Annotated in this window: 19 protein-coding genes and 1 tRNA gene; 13 read left to right on the forward strand and 7 right to left on the reverse strand. The window is 66.1% G+C overall.

The features are described from left to right. The first annotated feature begins 6 nt into the window (after positions 1 to 6). The 9 genes from GV161_RS07580 to maiA all read left to right on the forward strand — a co-directional run bounded on the left by GV161_RS07580 (position 7) and on the right by maiA (position 8,361). A complete protein-coding gene (locus GV161_RS07580) occupies positions 7 to 1,287 on the forward strand; it encodes a glycosyltransferase (protein ID WP_152015284.1) in 1,281 nt (426 codons plus the stop codon). Between the two features lie 198 nt (positions 1,288 to 1,485). Beyond that, positions 1,486 to 2,721, forward strand: a complete 1,236-nt coding sequence (locus GV161_RS07585) for an amidohydrolase family protein (RefSeq protein WP_152015283.1) — start codon at positions 1,486 to 1,488, stop codon at positions 2,719 to 2,721. Between the two features lie 46 nt (positions 2,722 to 2,767). Beyond that, positions 2,768 to 3,568 (forward strand): ABC transporter permease, encoded by an 801-nt coding sequence (locus GV161_RS07590; RefSeq protein ID WP_244624142.1) that lies wholly within the window; start codon positions 2,768 to 2,770, stop codon positions 3,566 to 3,568. Next, a complete protein-coding gene (locus GV161_RS07595) occupies positions 3,568 to 4,629 on the forward strand; it encodes an ABC transporter ATP-binding protein (protein ID WP_152015282.1) in 1,062 nt (353 codons plus the stop codon). The genes GV161_RS07590 and GV161_RS07595 overlap by 1 nt, the downstream gene beginning before the upstream one ends. A 76-nt stretch (positions 4,630 to 4,705) precedes the next feature. Then, positions 4,706 to 5,764, forward strand: a complete 1,059-nt coding sequence (locus GV161_RS07600; protein WP_152015281.1) for an extracellular solute-binding protein — start codon at positions 4,706 to 4,708, stop codon at positions 5,762 to 5,764. Further along, on the forward strand, positions 5,761 to 6,630 hold the full coding sequence (locus GV161_RS07605; RefSeq protein WP_244624141.1) for an ABC transporter permease: 870 nt from the start codon (positions 5,761 to 5,763) through the stop codon (positions 6,628 to 6,630). The genes GV161_RS07600 and GV161_RS07605 overlap by 4 nt, the downstream gene beginning before the upstream one ends. Before the next feature lie 164 nt (positions 6,631 to 6,794). Continuing rightward, positions 6,795 to 6,983 carry a twin transmembrane helix small protein gene (locus GV161_RS07610; protein WP_152015280.1) on the forward strand — a complete coding sequence of 63 codons (189 nt, stop codon included), beginning with the start codon at positions 6,795 to 6,797 and terminating at the stop codon, positions 6,981 to 6,983. A 100-nt stretch (positions 6,984 to 7,083) separates the two neighbouring features. Next, the gene (locus GV161_RS07615; protein ID WP_152015279.1) at positions 7,084 to 7,689 is read left to right on the forward strand and encodes an acyloxyacyl hydrolase; all 606 of its coding nucleotides are present in this window, start codon (positions 7,084 to 7,086) and stop codon (positions 7,687 to 7,689) included. Between the two features lie 39 nt (positions 7,690 to 7,728). Continuing rightward, on the forward strand, positions 7,729 to 8,361 hold the full coding sequence (maiA, locus tag GV161_RS07620; RefSeq protein WP_152015278.1) for a maleylacetoacetate isomerase: 633 nt from the start codon (positions 7,729 to 7,731) through the stop codon (positions 8,359 to 8,361). A 4-nt stretch (positions 8,362 to 8,365) separates the two neighbouring features. On the opposite strand, the gene GV161_RS07625 is transcribed toward maiA, so the two are convergent. Continuing rightward, a complete protein-coding gene (locus GV161_RS07625; RefSeq protein WP_091838096.1) occupies positions 8,366 to 8,611 on the reverse strand; it encodes a hypothetical protein in 246 nt (81 codons plus the stop codon). 119 nt (positions 8,612 to 8,730) lie between these two features. Further along, positions 8,731 to 9,600 carry a class A beta-lactamase gene (gene bla / locus GV161_RS07630; RefSeq protein ID WP_152015277.1) on the reverse strand — a complete coding sequence of 290 codons (870 nt, stop codon included), beginning with the start codon at positions 9,598 to 9,600 and terminating at the stop codon, positions 8,731 to 8,733. Between the two features lie 186 nt (positions 9,601 to 9,786). Between bla and GV161_RS07635 the strand changes: the two genes are divergently transcribed. Continuing rightward, positions 9,787 to 10,677 (forward strand): LysR family transcriptional regulator, encoded by an 891-nt coding sequence (locus tag GV161_RS07635; protein WP_152015276.1) that lies wholly within the window; start codon positions 9,787 to 9,789, stop codon positions 10,675 to 10,677. A 62-nt stretch (positions 10,678 to 10,739) separates the two neighbouring features. Here the strand turns inward: GV161_RS07635 and GV161_RS07640 are convergent. Both GV161_RS07640 and GV161_RS07645 read right to left on the reverse strand, forming a co-directional pair. After that, positions 10,740 to 10,814, reverse strand: a tRNA-Val gene (locus GV161_RS07640). A gap of 144 nt (positions 10,815 to 10,958) precedes the next feature. Continuing rightward, on the reverse strand, positions 10,959 to 11,318 hold the full coding sequence (locus GV161_RS07645) for a cell cycle two-component system response regulator CpdR (protein WP_038363805.1): 360 nt from the start codon (positions 11,316 to 11,318) through the stop codon (positions 10,959 to 10,961). 288 nt (positions 11,319 to 11,606) lie between these two features. On the opposite strand from GV161_RS07645, the gene GV161_RS07650 reads away from it, so the two are divergent. Next, entirely contained in the window at positions 11,607 to 12,527 is a 921-nt protein-coding gene (locus GV161_RS07650; protein ID WP_152015275.1) for an N-formylglutamate amidohydrolase, read from the forward strand. Positions 12,528 to 12,877: 350 nt separating this feature from the next. Then, positions 12,878 to 13,660, forward strand: coding sequence for a histidinol-phosphatase (gene hisN, locus GV161_RS07655; RefSeq protein WP_152015274.1), 783 nt, complete (start codon positions 12,878 to 12,880; stop codon positions 13,658 to 13,660). On the opposite strand, the gene GV161_RS07660 is transcribed toward hisN, so the two are convergent. Next, on the reverse strand, positions 13,565 to 14,632 hold the full coding sequence (locus GV161_RS07660; RefSeq protein WP_152015273.1) for an alpha/beta hydrolase: 1,068 nt from the start codon (positions 14,630 to 14,632) through the stop codon (positions 13,565 to 13,567). The genes hisN and GV161_RS07660 overlap by 96 nt on opposite strands. A 177-nt stretch (positions 14,633 to 14,809) precedes the next feature. Here GV161_RS07660 and GV161_RS07665 point away from each other — a divergent pair, with 177 nt between their 5' ends. Then, complete coding sequence (locus GV161_RS07665; RefSeq protein ID WP_152015272.1) at positions 14,810 to 15,271, forward strand: Hsp20 family protein; 462 nt, start codon at positions 14,810 to 14,812, stop codon at positions 15,269 to 15,271. Positions 15,272 to 15,348: 77 nt separating this feature from the next. On the opposite strand, the gene GV161_RS07670 is transcribed toward GV161_RS07665, so the two are convergent. Together GV161_RS07670 and GV161_RS07675 are read right to left on the reverse strand one after the other, a co-directional pair. After that, entirely contained in the window at positions 15,349 to 16,149 is an 801-nt protein-coding gene (locus tag GV161_RS07670) for a hypothetical protein (RefSeq protein ID WP_152015271.1), read from the reverse strand. A 102-nt stretch (positions 16,150 to 16,251) separates the two neighbouring features. Then, positions 16,252 to 17,310: a low specificity L-threonine aldolase gene (locus GV161_RS07675; RefSeq protein WP_152015270.1), complete on the reverse strand. Its 1,059-nt coding sequence runs from the start codon at positions 17,308 to 17,310 to the stop codon at positions 16,252 to 16,254. Positions 17,311 to 17,639 lie beyond the last annotated feature (329 nt).

Raw genomic sequence — 17,639 nt, forward strand, 5'->3', positions numbered from 1 at the left:
GCGCGCATGGGCCTCAGTCTGATCGACGATAGCGGGGTGCGCCGCCCGCCATGCAGCCCGCATGCGCCGCGCGTCCTGATCTATAGCCACGACACCTTCGGTCTCGGTCATATCCGCCGTTGCCGGGCGATCGCCAATTCGCTCGTCGCGAGCTACCCTCATATATCAGTGATCATCGTCTCCGGCTCGTCGATGATCTCCAGTTTCCAGTTCGGCGACGGCGTCGACTATGTCCGTATTCCCGGCATCGAGAAGCAGAGCGACGGACGCTACCTGCCGCATCATCTCAATCTCGAGCTCGCCGATACGATCCGGCTGCGTACCGACCTGATCAAGCAGACGGTGCTCTCCTTCGACCCGGATATCGTCATCGTCGACAAGGAGCCGATCGGCCTGCGCGGCGAGCTCATTCCCTCGCTCGAAATCCTGCGCCGGCGCGGCGCCCGCATCGTGCTGGGTGTGCGCGACGTGCTCGACGAGCCGGCCAAGTTGCATGAGGAGTGGCGCCAGAGCGGCGCGCTCGACGCGCTCGCCACCATCTATGACGACATCTGGGTCTACGGGCTGGACAGCATCTACCGGCCGCTCGACGGACTGCCGAACCAGCACCTCTTCGCTAGCAAGATCCGCTATACCGGCTATCTCAAGCGCGCCGTGCCCTCGCCCATGCCGCCGAACCGGCATCCGCGCATCACCAAGGGCCCGTTCATCCTGGTGACGCCCGGCGGCGGCGGGGACGGCGCCGGCGTGATCGACTGGGTGATCTCGGCCTATGAGACCGACCCGACCATCGAGTTGCCGGCGCTGATCGTCTTCGGCCCATTCATGTCGCGTGAGAAGCGCAAGGAGTTCACCGAGCGCATCGCCAAGCTGCCGAAGCTGGAAAGCATCGGCTTCGAGCCGCGTCTCGAACTCTTGATGAACCGCGCCCACTGCGTCGTTGCCATGGGCGGCTACAATACCTTCTGCGAGATCCTCTCCTTCGACAAGCCGGCGCTGATCGTGCCGCGCGTCCGGCCTCGTCTCGAGCAGGCTATCCGGGCCGAGCGCGCCGACAGCCTGCGCCTGATCGACGTGCTGTTCGACCCGACCCAGACCGGCGCGAGCGCCCGCGATCCCTGGCAGATGGCCAAGGCGCTGCACGCGCTGCCCAAGCGCCTGCCGCCCTCGCAAGCCTTCCTGCCGGACCTGCTCGACGGGCTGCCGGCGATCAATCGGGCGCTGGCCGACGATCTCTCACCGCCGGTCCGTGGCCGGGCGCTGGCGCAGAACGCCGCCGCCGGCTAGAGCATTTTCGAGCGAAGTGGATACCGGTTCGCGTGAAGAAAATGCGATGAATAGAACTTGACCCTGCCTGCGCTTCGGAGAAGCGCAGGCAGGGTCAAGTCGGAAAAGGCGACTCCGCCGCGCTATTGCGCGCAAGGCGTGATGGACAGGGCCCGCGAAGCTCATAATATATCAGGAGCTTTGCCGGGAGACGCCGCCATGACGCAGATCCTGTTCCGCAATTTCGCGATGCTGGAGCCCGATCGCGGCGAGCTGCGCAAGGGCTATGAGCTGCTTGTCGAAGGCGAGCTGATCCGCGAGGTCTCCGACAAGCCGATCAAGGCCGACAAGGCCACCGTGATCGATTGCGGCGGGCGCACCCTCATGCCCGGGCTGATCGACAGCCATGTCCACGTCATGCTCTCGGAAGTCTCGATCCCGCTGCTCGAAAAGGTCCCGCTGACGCTGGCCACCGCCCGTGCCGCCCGGTTGATGAAGGGCATGATCGACCGGGGCTTCACCGCGGTGCGCGACACCGGCGGCGCCGACTGGGGCATCAAGGAAGCGGTCGAGAAGGGCGATGTCCCCGGCCCACGCCTGTTCATCGCCGGTGCCGCGATCGGCCCGACCGGCGGCCATAGCGACCCGCGCCGGCGCACCGATTTCGGCGCGCGCTGCCATTGCTGCAATGCCATGGCCTTTACGATGAACGTCTCCGACGGCGTCTCCTCCGTCATCAAGTCGACGCGCGAGCAGATGCGGCTCGGGGCCGACCACATCAAGATCATGATGTCGGGCGGCGTCGCCTCGCCTTACGACCCGCTCGACTCGATGCAGTTCACGGTCGAGGAGGTCACGGCCGCCGTCACCGAGGCCAAGGCCTTCGGCCGCTATGTCTGCGCCCATGCCTATACGCCCGAAGCCATCACTCGCGCCGCGCAGTGCGGCGTGCGCGCCATCGAGCACGGCAATCTGATCGACGAGGCCTCGGCGAAGCTGATGGCTGAGAACAACATGTTCCTGACCGCCAACCTCGTCGCCTACTATGCGATGCGCGAGCGCGCCGCCGAGTTCGGCATGAATGCCGACATGCTCGCCAAGAACGACCTTGTCATCGATGGCGGGCTGAAGTCGCTGGAGATCTGCAAGCGCGCCGGCGTGCCGGTCGCCTATGGCTCGGACCTGCTCGGCCAGCTCCAGGTCGACCAGTCGCGCGAATTCCTGCTGCGCCGCGAGGTGCTGTCGCCGATCGAGATCATCCGCTCGGCCACCACCATCGGCGCGCAATTGCTACGCATGGAAGGCAAGCTCGGCACGCTACGTGCAGGGGCTTATGCGGACATCATCCTGGTCGACGGCGATCCGCTGAAGAGCCTGGAGCTGTTCCAGGATCAGGGCGCGAAGCTGCCTGTGATCATGAAGGGTGGCGCCTTCCACAAGAATACGCTCCATTGAGCGCGCACATGGCGATGAAGAGGGCTGGAATTTGAGCGCCGCACGCTTGAGCCTGGGACGGCTTGCGCTGAACAGCGCCGCCACGCTCTCGCTCGGCTTCATCCTGCTGCCGCTGTTCTTCGTCTTCTGGCTCGCCTTCTTCCGCCAGGAGATCCCCTCCTTCCCGCCGGAAGGCTATTCGCTGAAATGGTTCCAGGCGGCGGCGAACAACAAGCCCTTCGTCGACGGCTTCCTGCTCAGCCTTCAGGTCGGCGTATCAGCGACCCTGATCGGGCTCGTGCTCGGCGTGCCCGCCAGCCTCGCATTGATGCGCCATCGCATCGCGCTCGGGCCCGCGATCAACACGCTGCTGCTGCTGCCGCTGGTGATGCCGGGCATCGTGCTTGGCACCTCGCTCTACGTCTTCCAGATCGAGACCGAGATCGCGACCGGCCTGCCGGTGATGGGCTCGGCTGGCGGCCTCGTCGCCGCCCACAGCCTCGTCGTCATCCCTTGGGTGGTGAAGCTGGTCACCGCCAGCCTCGCCGGCTTCGACCGCACCATCGAGGAGGCCGCGCAGAATCTCGGTGCCGGTCCCTGGACGACCTTCCGACGCGTTACCTTGCCGAGCATCAGACCCGGCCTCGTCGCCGGCTCGCTGTTCGGTTTCGTCACCTCCTTCGGCAATCTCGAGATGAGCCTGTTCCTCGTCGGACCTGGGCGCACGACGCTGCCGATCGCGATCCTGCAATATCTCGAATGGAAGATCGATCCGACGGTCGCAGCCGCCTCGGTCATCCAGATCGTCCTGATCGGAGCGGCGATGATCATCACCGACCGTTACGTCAAGCTGAGCCGGGTGGTCTGATGGCCAGATTGTCGATCAACCATTTGCGCAAGGTCTATGGCGAGTTCACCGCCGTCGACAATTGCAGCATCGACATCGCCGAAGGCGAGTTCCTCGTCCTGCTCGGCCCCTCCGGCTGCGGCAAGACCACGACCCTGCGCATGGTCGCCGGCTTCATCCAGCCGACGGCGGGCAAGATCACCATCGGCGAGCGCGATGTCACCAACCTGCCGCCCTGGAAGCGTAATTGCGGCCTGGTCTTCCAGTCCTATGCGCTGTTCCCGCATATGACGGTCGCCGAAAACGTCGCCTTCGGCCTGGAGATGCGCAAGATCGCGCCGGCCGACCGCGGCCCTCGCGTCACCGAGGCCTTGCGGCTCGTACGCCTGACCGGTCTCGACGAGCGCTATCCGCGCCAGCTCTCCGGCGGCCAGCAGCAGCGCGTTGCGCTTGCCCGCGCGCTCGCCGTGGAGCCCGATGTCCTGCTGCTCGACGAGCCGCTCTCCAATCTCGACGCCAAATTGCGCCAGGAGGTCCGCGTCGAGATCCGCGACCTGCAACGCAAGCTCGGCCTGACCACGATCATGGTCACGCACGACCAGGAGGAGGCCCTCACCATGGCCGACCGGCTGGTGGTGATGGAAAAGGGCAAGGTCCGCCAGATCGGCACGCAGCGCGAGCTCTACGAGAGGCCCGCCGACCGCTTCGTCGCCGGCTTCATCGGCCGCAGCGCCTTCCTCGACGGCGCCATGGCCGAGGCCGGACGCTTCCGCAGCGGCGGCGGCCTCGATATCCACTGCAAAGGGGATGCGGCAGGTGCGGCGACGCTGGCGCTGCGGCCCGAACGCCTCGCCATCGGTGCGGAAGCGGAAGCTTGCGCCAACCGCTTCCCGGCCCGGGTCGAGCACGTCTCCTATCTCGGAGCGCTGCTCGACATCGATGTCCGGCTGACCGAGCAGGACCGCATACTGCTGCAGGTGCCCAACCGCCAGGGCGCGGCCGAGCCGAAACCGGGCGACATGATCACGATAGGCTGGGCCGAAGACGCCGGGCTCGTCTATCCGCGCGAGCCGAAGGCATGACGCCGAAAAGTGGTTTCCGGTTTTCGGACCACGTCATGCCCCAAAATCTCGACCGGCGTCCAACAGGGGAACGAACATGAAAAAAATCGACAGACGCGATGTCCTGAAAGGCCTGGCCGTCGGCGCTGGCGCCGCAGTAGCCATGCCTGCGCTCGGCGGGCAGGCGCAGGCGCAGTCGGCTGGCAAGGTCGTGGTCGGCACCTGGGGCGGCGACTATGCCCGCCTGCTGACCAAGAACATCGAGGACCCCCTGCTCAAGCCTAAAGGCCTCGAGGTGCTGCAGGACCAGGCCGGCGACGCACCGCGCCGCGCCAAGATGGTGGCTGAACGCCGCCTGCCGCGCGGCACGGTCGACATCCAGGGCTTCTCGGCCGCCAACATGTTCGAGATGAACGAGGCCGGCGCGACGGAGACCCTCGACTACTCGAAGATTCCGAACGCCAAGAACCTCCTGCCGACGATGAAGTATCCGTATGGCATCGGACACATCTATTCCGGCAACGTCGTCATCTATAATCCGAAGCTGATCAGCCCGGCCCCGACCGGCTTCAAGGACTGGCTCGACCCGAAATGGGGCAACAAGATCGGCTTCATCGACATCCAGTACCAGGCGATCATGATCGCCGCCTCGATGGCCGCCACCAATGGCGCCAGCATGAACGACATCGAGAAGGCCAAGGAGGTCCTGCTCGCGGTCAAGAAGGCCGGCGCGCGCGTCTACCCGACCAATGAGGCCTTCGCCCAGGCGATGAAGAACGAAGAGGTCGGCATCAGCGCGATCTGGAAGGCGCGCGTGGTGCAATGGCAGAACGCCGGCATCCCCTGCGAGGCGGTCTCGCCGGTCGAGGGCATCCCGGCCTATGTCTCCGGCTTCGTCATCGCCAAGAACGCGCCGAACAAGGACAACGCCTACGCCTATATGAACGCGATGCTGGCCAAGGAGCCGCAGGAGGCCTTCGCCGTCGACATGGGCTATAACGGCACGGTCTCCGGCCTTTCCGTCGCGCCCGACCTGCAAAAGCGCATCGGCTTCACGCCCGAGGAGGAGAAGCGCATCAAGGATCTCGACTACGCCTTCCTCGCCAAGAACGATTCGGCGATGAAGGAGTGGTGGGACAAGGTGTTCAAGGGGTGAGCATCGCCCCCGAACCTGTCGCGGGTGCCCGCACCAGCCTTGCCGGGATGCTCGTCGTCCCGGCGACGATCTTCGTCGCGATCGGGCTGATCGGCCCGGTTGCGATCCTGTTCCGCTATTCGCTCAACCAGTTCATCCCCGGCCAGTTCATGGTCGATGGGCTGACGATCGAGAACTACGTCAAGTTCTTCACCGACGGCTTCTATCTCAACGTGCTCTGGCGCACGGTCCGCGTCGCCGTGATCTGCACCATCGTCTGCCTCGTCATGGGCTTCCCGCTCGCCTATGTGCTGGCGCGCACGCAGAGCCGCTTCAAGAACCTCCTGATCATGCTGGTGGTGCTGCCGCTTTTCGTCGGCAACGCCGTGCGCGCCGCCGGCTGGATGACCGCCTTCGGCAGCAAGGGCGCGCTCAACGCCTCGCTGATGGGTCTTGGCCTGATCGACCAGCCGCTCGAGATCATGTTCACCGAGACCGCCGTGATCATCGGCATCATCGCGGTCAACCTGCCCTTCATGGTGCTGACGCTGCAGAGCGTGATCGAGGGCATCAACCGCAATGTCGAGGAAGCCGCCTTCAGCCTCGGCGCCGGGCCGGCGGCAATGTTCCGCCGCGTGCTCTGGCCGCTCGCCATGCCCGGCATCCTCGCCGGCACGATCCTGACCTTCATCCTGGCGATGAACGCTTATGCCACGCCGGTCCTGCTCGGCGGCCCGAAATTCCAGACCATGGGTCCGCTGGTCTACGGCCAGTTCGCCCAGCAGAACAACTGGCCCTTCGGCGGCGCGATCTCCTTCATCCTGATGACGGCGACGCTGCTGCTCACGATCGTCGCCAACCTGATCGTGCAGCGACGCTATCGTTGAGAGGCTGATCAACAGTTCAGCCCTCATCCTGAGGAGCGGACCGGAGGTCCGCGTCTCGAAGGATGAGGGCTGCAGGAGGTTCCTGGATCGCTTTCCCCAAGCTGTGGCGCTTCGCCGCCGTGGCCATGCTGGTCAACCGCCCCCGCGAGGATTAAAGCACGGCGATGAACGTCTCCTCCGCCATCGTCCCGATCGCCGTCGGCGCCGTTGCCGTCGTGCTGCTGCTCGGCCTGGTCAACATGCTGCGCGGCGGCAGTGCCAACACCTCGCAGAGGCTGATGCGGCTGCGTGTGGTGCTGCAGTTCATCGCGATCCTGGTGATCCTCGGCGTGCTCTGGTGGCGTGCCGGCTGACCGTTCAACCGTGTACAAGGGCGGCGTCGTCACATTGCGGCCACCACTCTCTGCGCTTTTCTAATCTTTAAAAGCTCCGCTGAAAGCCCGTTTCCCTGTCATGGTTCGCGTCGCGTCGCTGTTCGCTGTCCTCTCGGTCCTGTCTGCGCCCGCGCTGGCACAGAGCGACCGTGGCGGCACCCGCGCGCTCGGCTATGCCCCCGCGACGGAAGCGCCGGCTCCCGCCTGGGAGGCTCGCTTCGGCCTCGGTGCCGCCAATCCCGGCGGGCGCGAGAGCGGCCTGCTCAATGTCGGCGGTGAACTCCTGACGCCGCGCATCGCCAGCCTGAACGACCGCCTCGCCAACGCCTTCGTGCCACGCTTCCATCTCGGCTCCAGCCTCAACGTCAACGGCACGCAATACGCCTATGCCGGCGCGACCTGGACCTTCGACGTCTCGCAATCGGTTTTCCTCGAGGCGAGCCTCGGCGCCGCCGTCAACAACGGCAAGACCGGCTTCGTCGTTCCCGAGAACCGCCTGAATGTCGGCTGCAACACCGGCGCGCGCAGCGCCGCCGCCCTCGGCTTCCGCCTAAGCGACCGCTGGAGCCTGATCGCGACGCTGGAGCATTTCAGCACCACCGGCTGCTCCGACAATCCCGTCGCCAACGCCGGCAATCCGCGCGGCCCCTCGAATTTCGGCGCCCGCCTCGGCTATACTTTCTGAAGCCGGCCGCTTTGAGCCGGCCTCACGGGAGGCGGCGTCATGAAGCTGCATGGCTATTTCCGCAGTTCCGCCGCCTGGCGCGTGCGCATCGCGCTCAACCTCAAGGGCCTCGACGTCGAGCACGTCTCGCATCATCTGCGTCATGGCGAGCAGCGCGACCCTGCCTATCTCGCCCTCAACCCGCAGGGGCTGGTGCCGACGCTGGAGCTCGACGACGGCACGGCGCTGACCCAGTCGCTCGCCATCATCGAATGGCTCGACGAGACCCATCCGGAGCCGGCATTGCTACCGAAGAACCCTCTTGAGCGGGCCAAGGTCCGCGCCTTCGCCCAGGCGATCGCCTGCGACACCCACCCGGTGCAGAATCTCAAGGTCCTGAACCGGCTGCGCGAGCTCGGCCATGATGGTGATGTTGCCCTGGCCTGGGCGGCAAGCGTCAATGTCGACGGTCTCTCCGCCTGCGAACAGCTCGCGGCGAACAATCCCGGTCCGTTCTGCTTCGGCTCGCAACCCGGCCTCGCCGATATCTGCCTCGTGCCACAGCTCGGCAATGCCCGGCGCTTCAAGGTCGATGTCGCCCAATTCCCGCGCCTGCTGCGGGCGGAGGCGGCTGCCATGGAGCTTCCCGCCTTTCGCGATGCCACACCGGACCGTCAGGCCGACGCCGAATAAAGCATCACCAGCGCCTGTAGGGCCAGGGTCCCCAATACGGACCATAGAAGCCGGACGCCTCCAACCTGGCCCGGCGCGAGGCCGAGCGGTCGAGATCGACCTCCATCAGGCAATTGGCGAAGCCCTCCGCTCCCGGCTTGAACCCGTAGGAGCGGCAGCGTGCTTCATCGGCGCTGCGCTGCTCGGCCGCCGTCATGCAGCCGCCGAGCGCGGCTGCCAGCCCCAATGCAATGAGCCATGTCGCACGCATCGTCAGATCCTCCAGGCCGTGCGGGATTCGCGGGGATCATGCCATGAAAGCGGCGCTTTGACGCTAGTTTTCAGGGACGGCCTGCGACAACCTGCTGTTTCGAAGGCTTTTCCTGCGTTTCAGAGGGAGGAGGCAAGCCGCCCGACCTCCGCCAGCACGGCTTCGCGCTCGGGGAAAGCTGCAGACGATTCCGCATAATAGGCCGTGACAACCAGCGGTGCTCGGCCGGGCGGCCAGATCACGCCGACATCGTTGGTGGCGTTGTTGTTGCCGGTTCCGGTCTTTTCGCCGATGCGCCAGCCCTTTGGCACGCCGGCCCGCAGGCGCTTGTCGCCGGTCTTGTTGGCGACCAGCCAGGTCGTCAATTGCTGGCGCGACGCTGGCGACAGCGCCCCGCCGAGCACAATCTGGCGCAGTACGCCGGCCATGGCGACCGGCGTCGTTGTATCGCGCGGATCGCCGGTCTTGGCCTCGTTTAGGTCCGGCTCGCGCCGGTCGAGTCGCGAGGCTTCGTCGCCGAGCGAACGCATATAGTCCGTCAGCCCCTGCGGGCCGCCGAAGGAATCGAGCAGGAGATTGCCCGCCGTGTTGTCGCTCAGCGTAACCGCCGCATCGCAGATCTCGGCGATGGTCAGGCCTTTCTCGACATGCTTCTCGGTCACCGGCGAATAGGTGATCAGATCGGCCTTGCTGTAGCTCACACGCCGTTCGAGCTCCTCTTCGCCGCGGTCGACACGCGCCAGCGCAAAAGCCGCAGCGACGAGCTTGAATGTGCTGCACATGGCGAAACGTTCCTCGCCGCGATGGGCGACGATGCGGCCATTGCTGCTGTCGAGGATGGCGACGCCCAAGCGCCCGCCATGCTTGCGGTCGAGAGCGAACAGGGCCTCGCGCACCTTGTCTTCGCGCTCCTGCGCCAAACCGGGCAGGCTGCCCAGCATCGGAGCAGCCATCAGGGAGCCGATCAGCAGCTCTCGGCGTCGGATCATCGGTTGTCTCCATGCGCGAGCCATCGCGCCCGAGCGGAATGCCGGCGCGGGAGGCAGAAATCGGTTTTGGGGAGGACGCCGCGTTCGAGGCAGCGGGGCAGCGCCCGCCGCCGTTCTCGCCGCAAGCTTGCCCAATCGCAAACGATGATATCTCTACAGAGCCATTAGATTTCCTAAGGCTCAGCCATGCTTCGCCCGCACCTCCCCTTGAACGCCTTGCGCGCCTTCGAGGCCTCGGCCCGCCATCTCAGCTTCACCAAGGCTGCGATCGAGCTCTGCGTCACCCAGGCCGCGATCAGCCATCAGGTGAAGGGGCTGGAGGAACGCCTCGGCGTCGAGCTCTTCCGCCGCCTGCCACGCGGCCTTGCCCTGACCGATGAAGGCCGCAGCCTGCTGCCGACGCTGCGCGAGAGCTTCGACCGCATCGCCGGGCTGCTCGAACGCTTCGAGACCGGGCGCCCCGTCGAGGTCCTGAATGTCGGCGCGGTCGGCACCTTCGCGCTCGGCTGGCTGCTGCCGCGTCTCGCCGGCTTCCGTGCAGCCCATCCGCAAGTCGACCTCAGGCTCACCACCAACAACAACCGGGTCGATCTCGCAGCCGAGGGGCTCGACTACGCCTTGCGCTTCGGCGGCGGTGCCTGGCATGGCACGGCGGCGCTGCGCCTATTCGAGGCGCCGATGACGCCGGTCTGCGCTCCGGCTCTGACCGCAACGCTGCACCACCCGATCGATCTTTCCGAACACGTCCTGCTGCGCTCCTATCGCGCCGATGAGTGGGCGCTGTGGAGCGATGCGGCCGGGATCGAGCCGTTGCAGGCGCGCGGGCCGGTCTTCGACAGCTCGATCGCCCTTGCCGAGGTCGCTGCGGCCGGCGAAGGCGTCGCGCTGGTGCCGGCGTTGCTGTTCTCGCGTTATTTCGACGATGGTAGGCTGCTTTGCCCTTTTCCAATCGAGGTCTCGCTCGGCAGCTACTGGCTGACCTGGCTGCAATCGCGCTCGCTCACGCCAGCCATGCTGGCCTTTCGCGACTGGCTCACGGATGAGAGCCGCAAAGGGAACGCGTCGCGAGCGGACTGACCAGCCAAAACAAAACGGCCGCCCTGTCGGGCGGCCGTCTGTCCTTGGATCCAAGGAGAAAATGGTGGGCGCGACAGGGATCGAACCTGTGACCCCTACGATGTCAACGTAGTGCTCTCCCGCTGAGCTACGCGCCCGTTTCGCCCTAAAGCGTCCGGAACGACACCGGCCCGAGGGCGGTATCGCTGCGAGGTGGAGGGGCTATAGCGGAGGCGTGCGCGCCTTGCAAGGCGCTTCGTCGGCTTCTTTGCAAGAAGCTGTGTTCGGCCCCTGCCGAGCCCTCACGCCGCAAGCAGCTTCTCGACCTCGTTGACCAGCTCACGCAGGTGGAAGGGCTTCGACAGCACCTTGGCATCCTTCGGCGTCTGTGAATCCGGATTGAGCGCCACCGCCGCGAAACCGGTGATGAACATCACCTTGATGTCGGGATCGAGCTCGGTGGCACGGCGCGCCAGCTCGATTCCGTCCATCTCGGGCATGACGATGTCGGTCAGGAGCAATTCGAACGGCTCCTCGCGCAGCCGGTTATAGGCCGATAGCCCGTTGTCGAACGAGGCGACGTCATAGCCCGCATTCTGCAGCGCCTTCACCAGGAAGCGGCGCATGTCGTTATCGTCTTCGGCCAGGAGGATCTTGGTCATGGCGCCTTGCTTCATCCGTGATGTTGCACCGAGCCCACGCCGCCCTGCCCGTTGGCCGGAAGCCGATTCGCTCGTTCGTCGTCCCTCGTACCGGGTGGCCGTCCCTGCCATCCCGGGTGTCGCCGGTCCAGCCCGGCGTGAGGCGAACTCGTCGCTCGCACACACCCGGATGGATCAGCCAGTTCTATTTGGCGACATTACGGTAAACAACCAGTGAAGGCTGGCTAGCCAGATGACGAAAGGTCAGGCCCTTCAATCAGCGGCAGCTTTGTGCTTGAGTCCATCAACATGACGCTGCCAGCCGGATTCTCCTTTCCCCGCCCGGACGACGTGATCGCTGAGATCGAGCGGCCGTTCACGCTCCATCAGCCCGCGCTGCAGGTCGTCCCCGTCATCGTCGACGTGCCCCATGCCGGGCGGTGCTATCCGCGCGCCTTCGTCGAGGGCTCGCGCCTGCCGCTGCGGGCGCTGCGCCGCTCGGAGGACGCCTATGTCGACCTGCTCTTCTCCCATGCGGTCGCTCTCGGCGCGCCCCTGCTCGTCGCCGAGTTCCCGCGCGCCTTTCTCGACGCCAACCGCGAGCCCTACGAACTCGATCCGCGCATGTTCGAGGGCCGGCTGCCGGGCTTCGCCAACACCCGCTCGCTGCGCGTCGCCGGCGGGCTCGGCACGATCCCGCGCATCGTCGGCGAATCCTATGAAATCTATTCCGCCCGCATTCCGGTCGAGAGTGCGCTCAGCCGGATCGAGGCGCTCTACCGGCCCTATCATGCCGGCCTGCGCCATCTGGTGAACCGCACCCAGGCCAGCTTCGGCAGCTGCATCTTGGTCGACGCCCATTCCATGCCGTCGACCGGACTCGATCGCGACGGCGTCGCCAAGGCCGACATCATCCTCGGCGACCGCTTCGGCACCAGCGCCGCGAGCTTCGTAGTGGATGCGGCGGAAGAGGCGTTCACGCGCGCCGGGCTCACCGTGACCCGTAACCGCCCCTATGCCGGCGGCTTCATCACCGAGCATTACGGCGCACCCGGCTCCGGCGTGCATGCCCTGCAGATCGAGGTCAGCCGCGGCCTCTACATGAACGAGGCGACACTCGAGCCGAACAGCGGCTTTGCCGCGCTTCAACAGGTGATCAGCGCCGCCATGGCCGAATGCTTCGCGCGCTGGAGCGGCTGGAGCGACGACTGGCGCCAGGCCGCGGAGTAAGTCTCCATACGCGGCCAATTCCTTGAGACCAAAAGAAAAAGGGCCGCGCACTTTCGTGGCGGCCCGAAGTCTAGGGAGGAAACGCCCAAGGAGGGCAACGAAGGTTTGAGGTCATCTCCCCTTCGCAGTGCACAATAGCGCATTGCGCTGCAAAAACGCAAGTCGAAACACGGATATCGACATGCAAAAAACGCATGATGAACCTCATAGTCGTCATGAGCTGTCCGATTTCGCCGGACCGGCCGAAGCTGAACTGTCCTGACCTGATCGGTCTCTGCCGGGACGGCGCTTGTCATCCCGTGCGCCGCACAGCATGAAGGCGGCAGGCGGGTGGAGCCAAGGGAACCCTGATGAGCGCGGTCGATTTCACGGAATTCGTCTCCCGGCTGGCGACTCTGTCGGGCAAGGCGATACTGCCCTTCTTCCGCGCCCGGCATACCACCGAGGACAAGTCCGGCGGCGGCGTCTTCGACCCCGTGACCGAGGGCGATCGCGCCGGTGAGGACGTGATGCGCAACCTGATCAAGCGCACCTTCCCGGCCCATGGCATCCTCGGCGAGGAATTCGGCTCCGAAAATGCCGACGCCGAATATGTCTGGGTGCTCGACCCGATCGACGGCACCCGCGCCTTCATCTCCGGCATCCCGGTCTGGGGCACGCTGATCGGCCTGACCCGCAAGGGCGTGCCGGTCTACGGCATGATGAATCAGCCCTTCACCGGCGAGCGCTTCTCAGGCGACGGCCGCATGGCGCGCTATGAAGGGCCGAACGGACCGCGCACGCTGCACACCCGCCAGGTGACCGATCTCACTGAGGCGACGCTGATGACGACGAGCCCGAACCTCTTCGTCGACGGGCAGAAAGCCGCTTACAACCGGGTCGAAAGCGCCGTCCGCATGGCGCGCTATGGCTGCGACTGCTACGCCTATTGCATGCTCGCCGCCGGCCATATCGATCTCGTCATCGAAAGCGGGCTGAAGCCTTATGACATCGTCGCGCTGATCCCGATCATCGAGGGCGCCGGCGGCATCGTCACCTCATGGGACGGTGGCAGCGCCGCCCAGGGCGGCACCATCCTCGCCGCCGGCAACAAGACCTTGCACCAGGCCGCTCTCGCCCTCCTGAACGGCTGACGCCGGGGCCGACATCTCGACCGGCACGTCCTCGCCGGGGATGAAGGCGTCGAAGGCTGCCCAGAACTGCGCCCGGATCGCGTCGGTCTCCATCAGGATCTCGTGGCGCGCCGTCGGCAGCACCAGGGCGGAACCCGTCTTGAGCCTCGCCGCAAAGCGCTCGATCGCCGGCGTCGACACCACGGGATCGCGCCCGGCGGCGACGATCAGGGTCGGCACCCTGACCTCGAGCGGCGCGCGCGGCTGCGCCAGCCGATCCATCAACTGGAAGGCGGCGTGGATCCAGCCGACGCTGGGGTCGCCGATCGCAAGATCGCGCGCCGCAGCCGACAGGGCAGCGTTGCGGGCATAGCGGACCGGGTCCGAGCTCAGCCGGTTGCCCTCGAACGGCTTGGTGCCGATCGCGGTGTCGCCGCCGCCAGGCACGAAGGCCTTGCCGAAGCCGAGCCAGTACAGCACCCGCGCCAGCCAGCGCGCGCCGCGCGGATTCTCGATCATGGCGATGCCGAGCATCGGCGCGATCGCGACCAGTCGCTCCACTGGCAGCGCCTCGTGCCGGGCAGCGTCGAGGCAGAGTGCCGCGCCCATCGAGTGCGCCAGGACGAAATAGGGCGGCGGCAGGCGCTCCTGCATCTGCGCCACGACCAGCGCGAGATCGCGCTCGTAATGCACCAGCCGACCGATATGTCCCTTGCGCAGCCGGCCGGTGAAGCGTTGCGAACCGCCTTGCCCGCGCCAGTCGAAGGTCAGCACATGAAAGCCGCGGCGACGCAGCTCGGCGATCGTCTCGCTATAGCGCTCGATGAACTCAGCCCGCCCCTGCACGACCAGGACCGTGCCTCTCTCCTTGCGCACGCTCGGCCGCCAGCTCGCCAGGCGCAGCCGCGCCCTGTCGCTGGTCTCGCCGAACCAGACCTTGCCATGGCCGGGCACCGGGTAATCCGGCTGATGGAAGAATTCGGCCTCGGTCATCGACACTCCGGCAGGATCACCGCTTCGTTATGCCCAGTTGGACCCGGACTTGAAAAGCCGGAAAACGTCACCCAGATCATTGCTGCGCAGGCCGTGAAGCGGCTGCGCGAGCCTTACCCAAAGCCCGCGCTCATGATGAGGCGGGTGATCAACTGTCGCTTCCCTTGGAGGACAATCATGCGTTCCTACGATCTTTCCCCGCTCTATCGCTCGACCGTCGGCTTCGACCGCCTGTTCTCGCTGCTCGACCAGGCCACCAATGTCGAGAACGCCCCGAGCTATCCGCCCTACAATATCGAGCGTACCGCCGAGAACGCCTATCGTATCTCGATCGCGGTCGCCGGTTTCGGCGACGCCGACCTCTCGATCGAGAGCAAGGAGAACGCGCTGACCGTCCGCGGCGAGAAGAAAGCCGCCGATGACGCCGACAAGCGCGAGATCCTGCACCAGGGCATCGCCGCTCGCGCCTTTGAGCGCCGCTTCCAGCTTGCCGACTATGTCCAGGTCACCGGCGCCAGCCTCGAGAACGGGCTGCTCCATATCGACCTCGTCCGCGAGATCCCCGAGGCCAAGAAGCCGCGCCTGATCCCGATCGGCGGCAGCGCCCCCAAGGTGATCGAGGCCAAGAAGGCGGCGTAACCAGTATCTCGCCTCCCTAAAACACGAGAGCCTCCTCGGGAAACCGGGGAGGCTCTTTGTTTGCCGACCTGCCGCCCTCAGTTCGGCGGATTGACCGGCGCTATCGGCGTCTCCGGCTTCGGCTGCGCCGTCTTCATCTCCTCGATCTGCACCGGCGGCAGCGTCGTATCGGGCGTCGGGATGCCGCTCGGATGCGCCCGTGCCAGCGGCGGCAGGCGATCGGGCTCCTCGGCCCCGCGGACATCCTGCGGATTGACCAGTTTCGGCTTGCCGATGTCGCTCGGCGCGACCGAGGGTACCGCAGCCGGCTTCGTCGTGGGCACATCGGGCTTCGGGGCAGCCGGTGACGGCGGAACGACCGTCGCCGGCGCGCTCGCCTCGGCCGGCGGCTGCGCCGGCTTCAACGCGGCCGGCCGCTCGGGCGGGCGCGGCGTCAGCTTCTTCGGCGCCGGGCGCTCCTCCTCGCGCGGATCGAGCCTGACAACCCGCGGCGGCTGCAGCACAATCCGGTCGATCAGTTCGCCATTGAAGCGGTCGATGATCAGCCGCACCCGCGACCCGTTCGCCGCCAGGCCGTCGACGACGATGGCCGAGCCGGTGCGCACCGTCCGCTGCACCTCGCGCAGACCAAATTCCTGCGCCGCAATCCGTCCGACAGCCCGCGGCGGAATCGGCGCTGCCCGGCGCGGCGCGTAATCGTAGCGCGGGCCGTAGTCATCGTCGTAGTCGTAGCCGTAACGGGCGTAGCCGCCGCCATAGTCGTCGAGCTGCGCCAGGGCCGGGCCACTCGCGCCGGCCATCACGGCCAGAACGGCGAGGCCGGCCATCCGATGGCGCAAACGGCGCGGCGCGGCGGCGGGCGAAACCAAAACTGCCATGGTCTGTCCTTTACCAGACGAAATTCGCAGCCTTCAGTTCTCGGTAAGGATTGCGGCGCGCTTGCGGCGTGAATCGGCTGGGAAACAGGCTCTTTCCGGCGCTTAGACGGTCGCCAGGACAGCAGCGAGCCGGTCGACCTCCTCTGCTCGCGTCGCAAACGAGCAGACGAAGCGGCCGACGACCTCGCCAGCCTGAAGCTTCTCCCCCACAGGAAGCGCACCATCCGACCAGGCGATGTACTGCACGCCCTGCGCCGCCAGCGCCGCTTGCACCCGTGGCGGCAGCACCAGAAAGACCTCGTTCGCTTCGCTGGCCCAGGCCAGCCGCAGCTTGCCCGCAGCCGCGACGGCATCGGCCAGGCGCTTGGCCATCGCATTGGCATGGCGGGCAAGGTCGAGCCAGTGGCCATCGGCCAGCAACCCTTCGAACTGCGCTCCGATCAGCCGGCCCTTGGACAGGGTGTGCCCGGCACGCTTGCGTCGCCACAGCATCTCACCTGCATCCGCCGGATCGAAGACGATCACCGCTTCGGCTGCAAAGGCGCCGTTCTTGGTGCCGCCGAAGGAGAGCACGTCGACACCCGCCCTCCAGGTGATCTCGGCGGGCGTGCAACCCGACGCCGCGACCGCATTGGCGAAGCGGGCGCCGTCCATATGCAGCTTCAGCCCGCGCGGCGCGATCGCCTGCTTCAGCGCCGCGATCTCCTCCGCCTTGTAGACCAGCCCGCACTCTGTCGCCTGCGTGATCGACAACATCTGCGGCTGGACCTGATGCACGGCGCCCGCGCGCATCCGCGCGAGCTGGTCGATGACGACCTCCGGTGCGAGCTTGCAGCCATCGCCCGGCAGGCCGACGATCTTGGCCCCGCCGGTGAAGAATTCGGGCGCTCCGCATTCGTCGGCGGCGATATGCGCCTCGTGATGGCAGAGCACTGCCCCCCAGGGCTGGACCAGGCTCGCCAACGCCAGGGAATTCGCTGCCGTGCCGGTCGTGACCAGGAAGACTGCGACCTCCCGCTCGAACAGCTCGGCGAACCGCCCTTCGACCCGCTTGGTCCAGGCATCGTTGCCATAGCCGGCGGCGAAGCCGTCATTGGCCGCCACCATAGCCTGCATCACCGGCGCGCTCGCCCCGGCCAGATTGTCGCTGATGAAGTTCATGGGGATATCCGGCGGGCCGCTGCGAGGTTCCGAGGGATAAGCAGCCTCCTGCCGCAGCGCAATCGATGCTGGAGCCCGTTCCGATCTGCTTGCACCGCAAGCCGATCGGTAAAACGGTCTCCAAGCTCAAAGTGAGCGACGGATTCACCGATCAGGTTGATTCAACCTGATCGGATCCGGCTCTCGCGCAGGGCAGCCCCGATTCTTAAGATCGACAACTTCCGGCTTGGCGCACCAGCCATCATGATGTGAAAATGTCCGGCCAGCGAGTGAGGTCGCAATAAAATGTCGCTGCAACGCAAAATCGGCGCTTGTGCCCAGATTGGAAT

It is taken from the genome of Bosea sp. 29B, from assembly GCF_902506165.1.
In the GTDB taxonomy this organism is placed as follows: Bacteria; Pseudomonadota; Alphaproteobacteria; order Rhizobiales; family Beijerinckiaceae; genus Allobosea.

Coding starts and splice junctions, on each gene's coding strand:
- GV161_RS07580 (WP_152015284.1), top strand. CDS start 7: ATGGGCCTCAGTCTGATCGACGATAGCGGGGTGCGCCGCCCGCCATGC.
- GV161_RS07585 (WP_152015283.1), top strand. CDS start 1,486: ATGACGCAGATCCTGTTCCGCAATTTCGCGATGCTGGAGCCCGATCGC.
- GV161_RS07595 (WP_152015282.1), top strand. CDS start 3,568: ATGGCCAGATTGTCGATCAACCATTTGCGCAAGGTCTATGGCGAGTTC.
- GV161_RS07600 (WP_152015281.1), top strand. CDS start 4,706: ATGAAAAAAATCGACAGACGCGATGTCCTGAAAGGCCTGGCCGTCGGC.
- GV161_RS07610 (WP_152015280.1), top strand. CDS start 6,795: ATGAACGTCTCCTCCGCCATCGTCCCGATCGCCGTCGGCGCCGTTGCC.
- GV161_RS07615 (WP_152015279.1), top strand. CDS start 7,084: ATGGTTCGCGTCGCGTCGCTGTTCGCTGTCCTCTCGGTCCTGTCTGCG.
- maiA (WP_152015278.1), top strand. CDS start 7,729: ATGAAGCTGCATGGCTATTTCCGCAGTTCCGCCGCCTGGCGCGTGCGC.
- GV161_RS07625 (WP_091838096.1), bottom strand. CDS start 8,611: ATGCGTGCGACATGGCTCATTGCATTGGGGCTGGCAGCCGCGCTCGGC.
- bla (WP_152015277.1), bottom strand. CDS start 9,600: ATGATCCGACGCCGAGAGCTGCTGATCGGCTCCCTGATGGCTGCTCCG.
- GV161_RS07635 (WP_152015276.1), top strand. CDS start 9,787: ATGCTTCGCCCGCACCTCCCCTTGAACGCCTTGCGCGCCTTCGAGGCC.
- GV161_RS07645 (WP_038363805.1), bottom strand. CDS start 11,318: ATGACCAAGATCCTCCTGGCCGAAGACGATAACGACATGCGCCGCTTC.
- GV161_RS07650 (WP_152015275.1), top strand. CDS start 11,607: ATGACGCTGCCAGCCGGATTCTCCTTTCCCCGCCCGGACGACGTGATC.
- hisN (WP_152015274.1), top strand. CDS start 12,878: ATGAGCGCGGTCGATTTCACGGAATTCGTCTCCCGGCTGGCGACTCTG.
- GV161_RS07660 (WP_152015273.1), bottom strand. CDS start 14,632: ATGACCGAGGCCGAATTCTTCCATCAGCCGGATTACCCGGTGCCCGGC.
- GV161_RS07665 (WP_152015272.1), top strand. CDS start 14,810: ATGCGTTCCTACGATCTTTCCCCGCTCTATCGCTCGACCGTCGGCTTC.
- GV161_RS07670 (WP_152015271.1), bottom strand. CDS start 16,149: ATGGCAGTTTTGGTTTCGCCCGCCGCCGCGCCGCGCCGTTTGCGCCAT.
- GV161_RS07675 (WP_152015270.1), bottom strand. CDS start 17,310: ATGAACTTCATCAGCGACAATCTGGCCGGGGCGAGCGCGCCGGTGATG.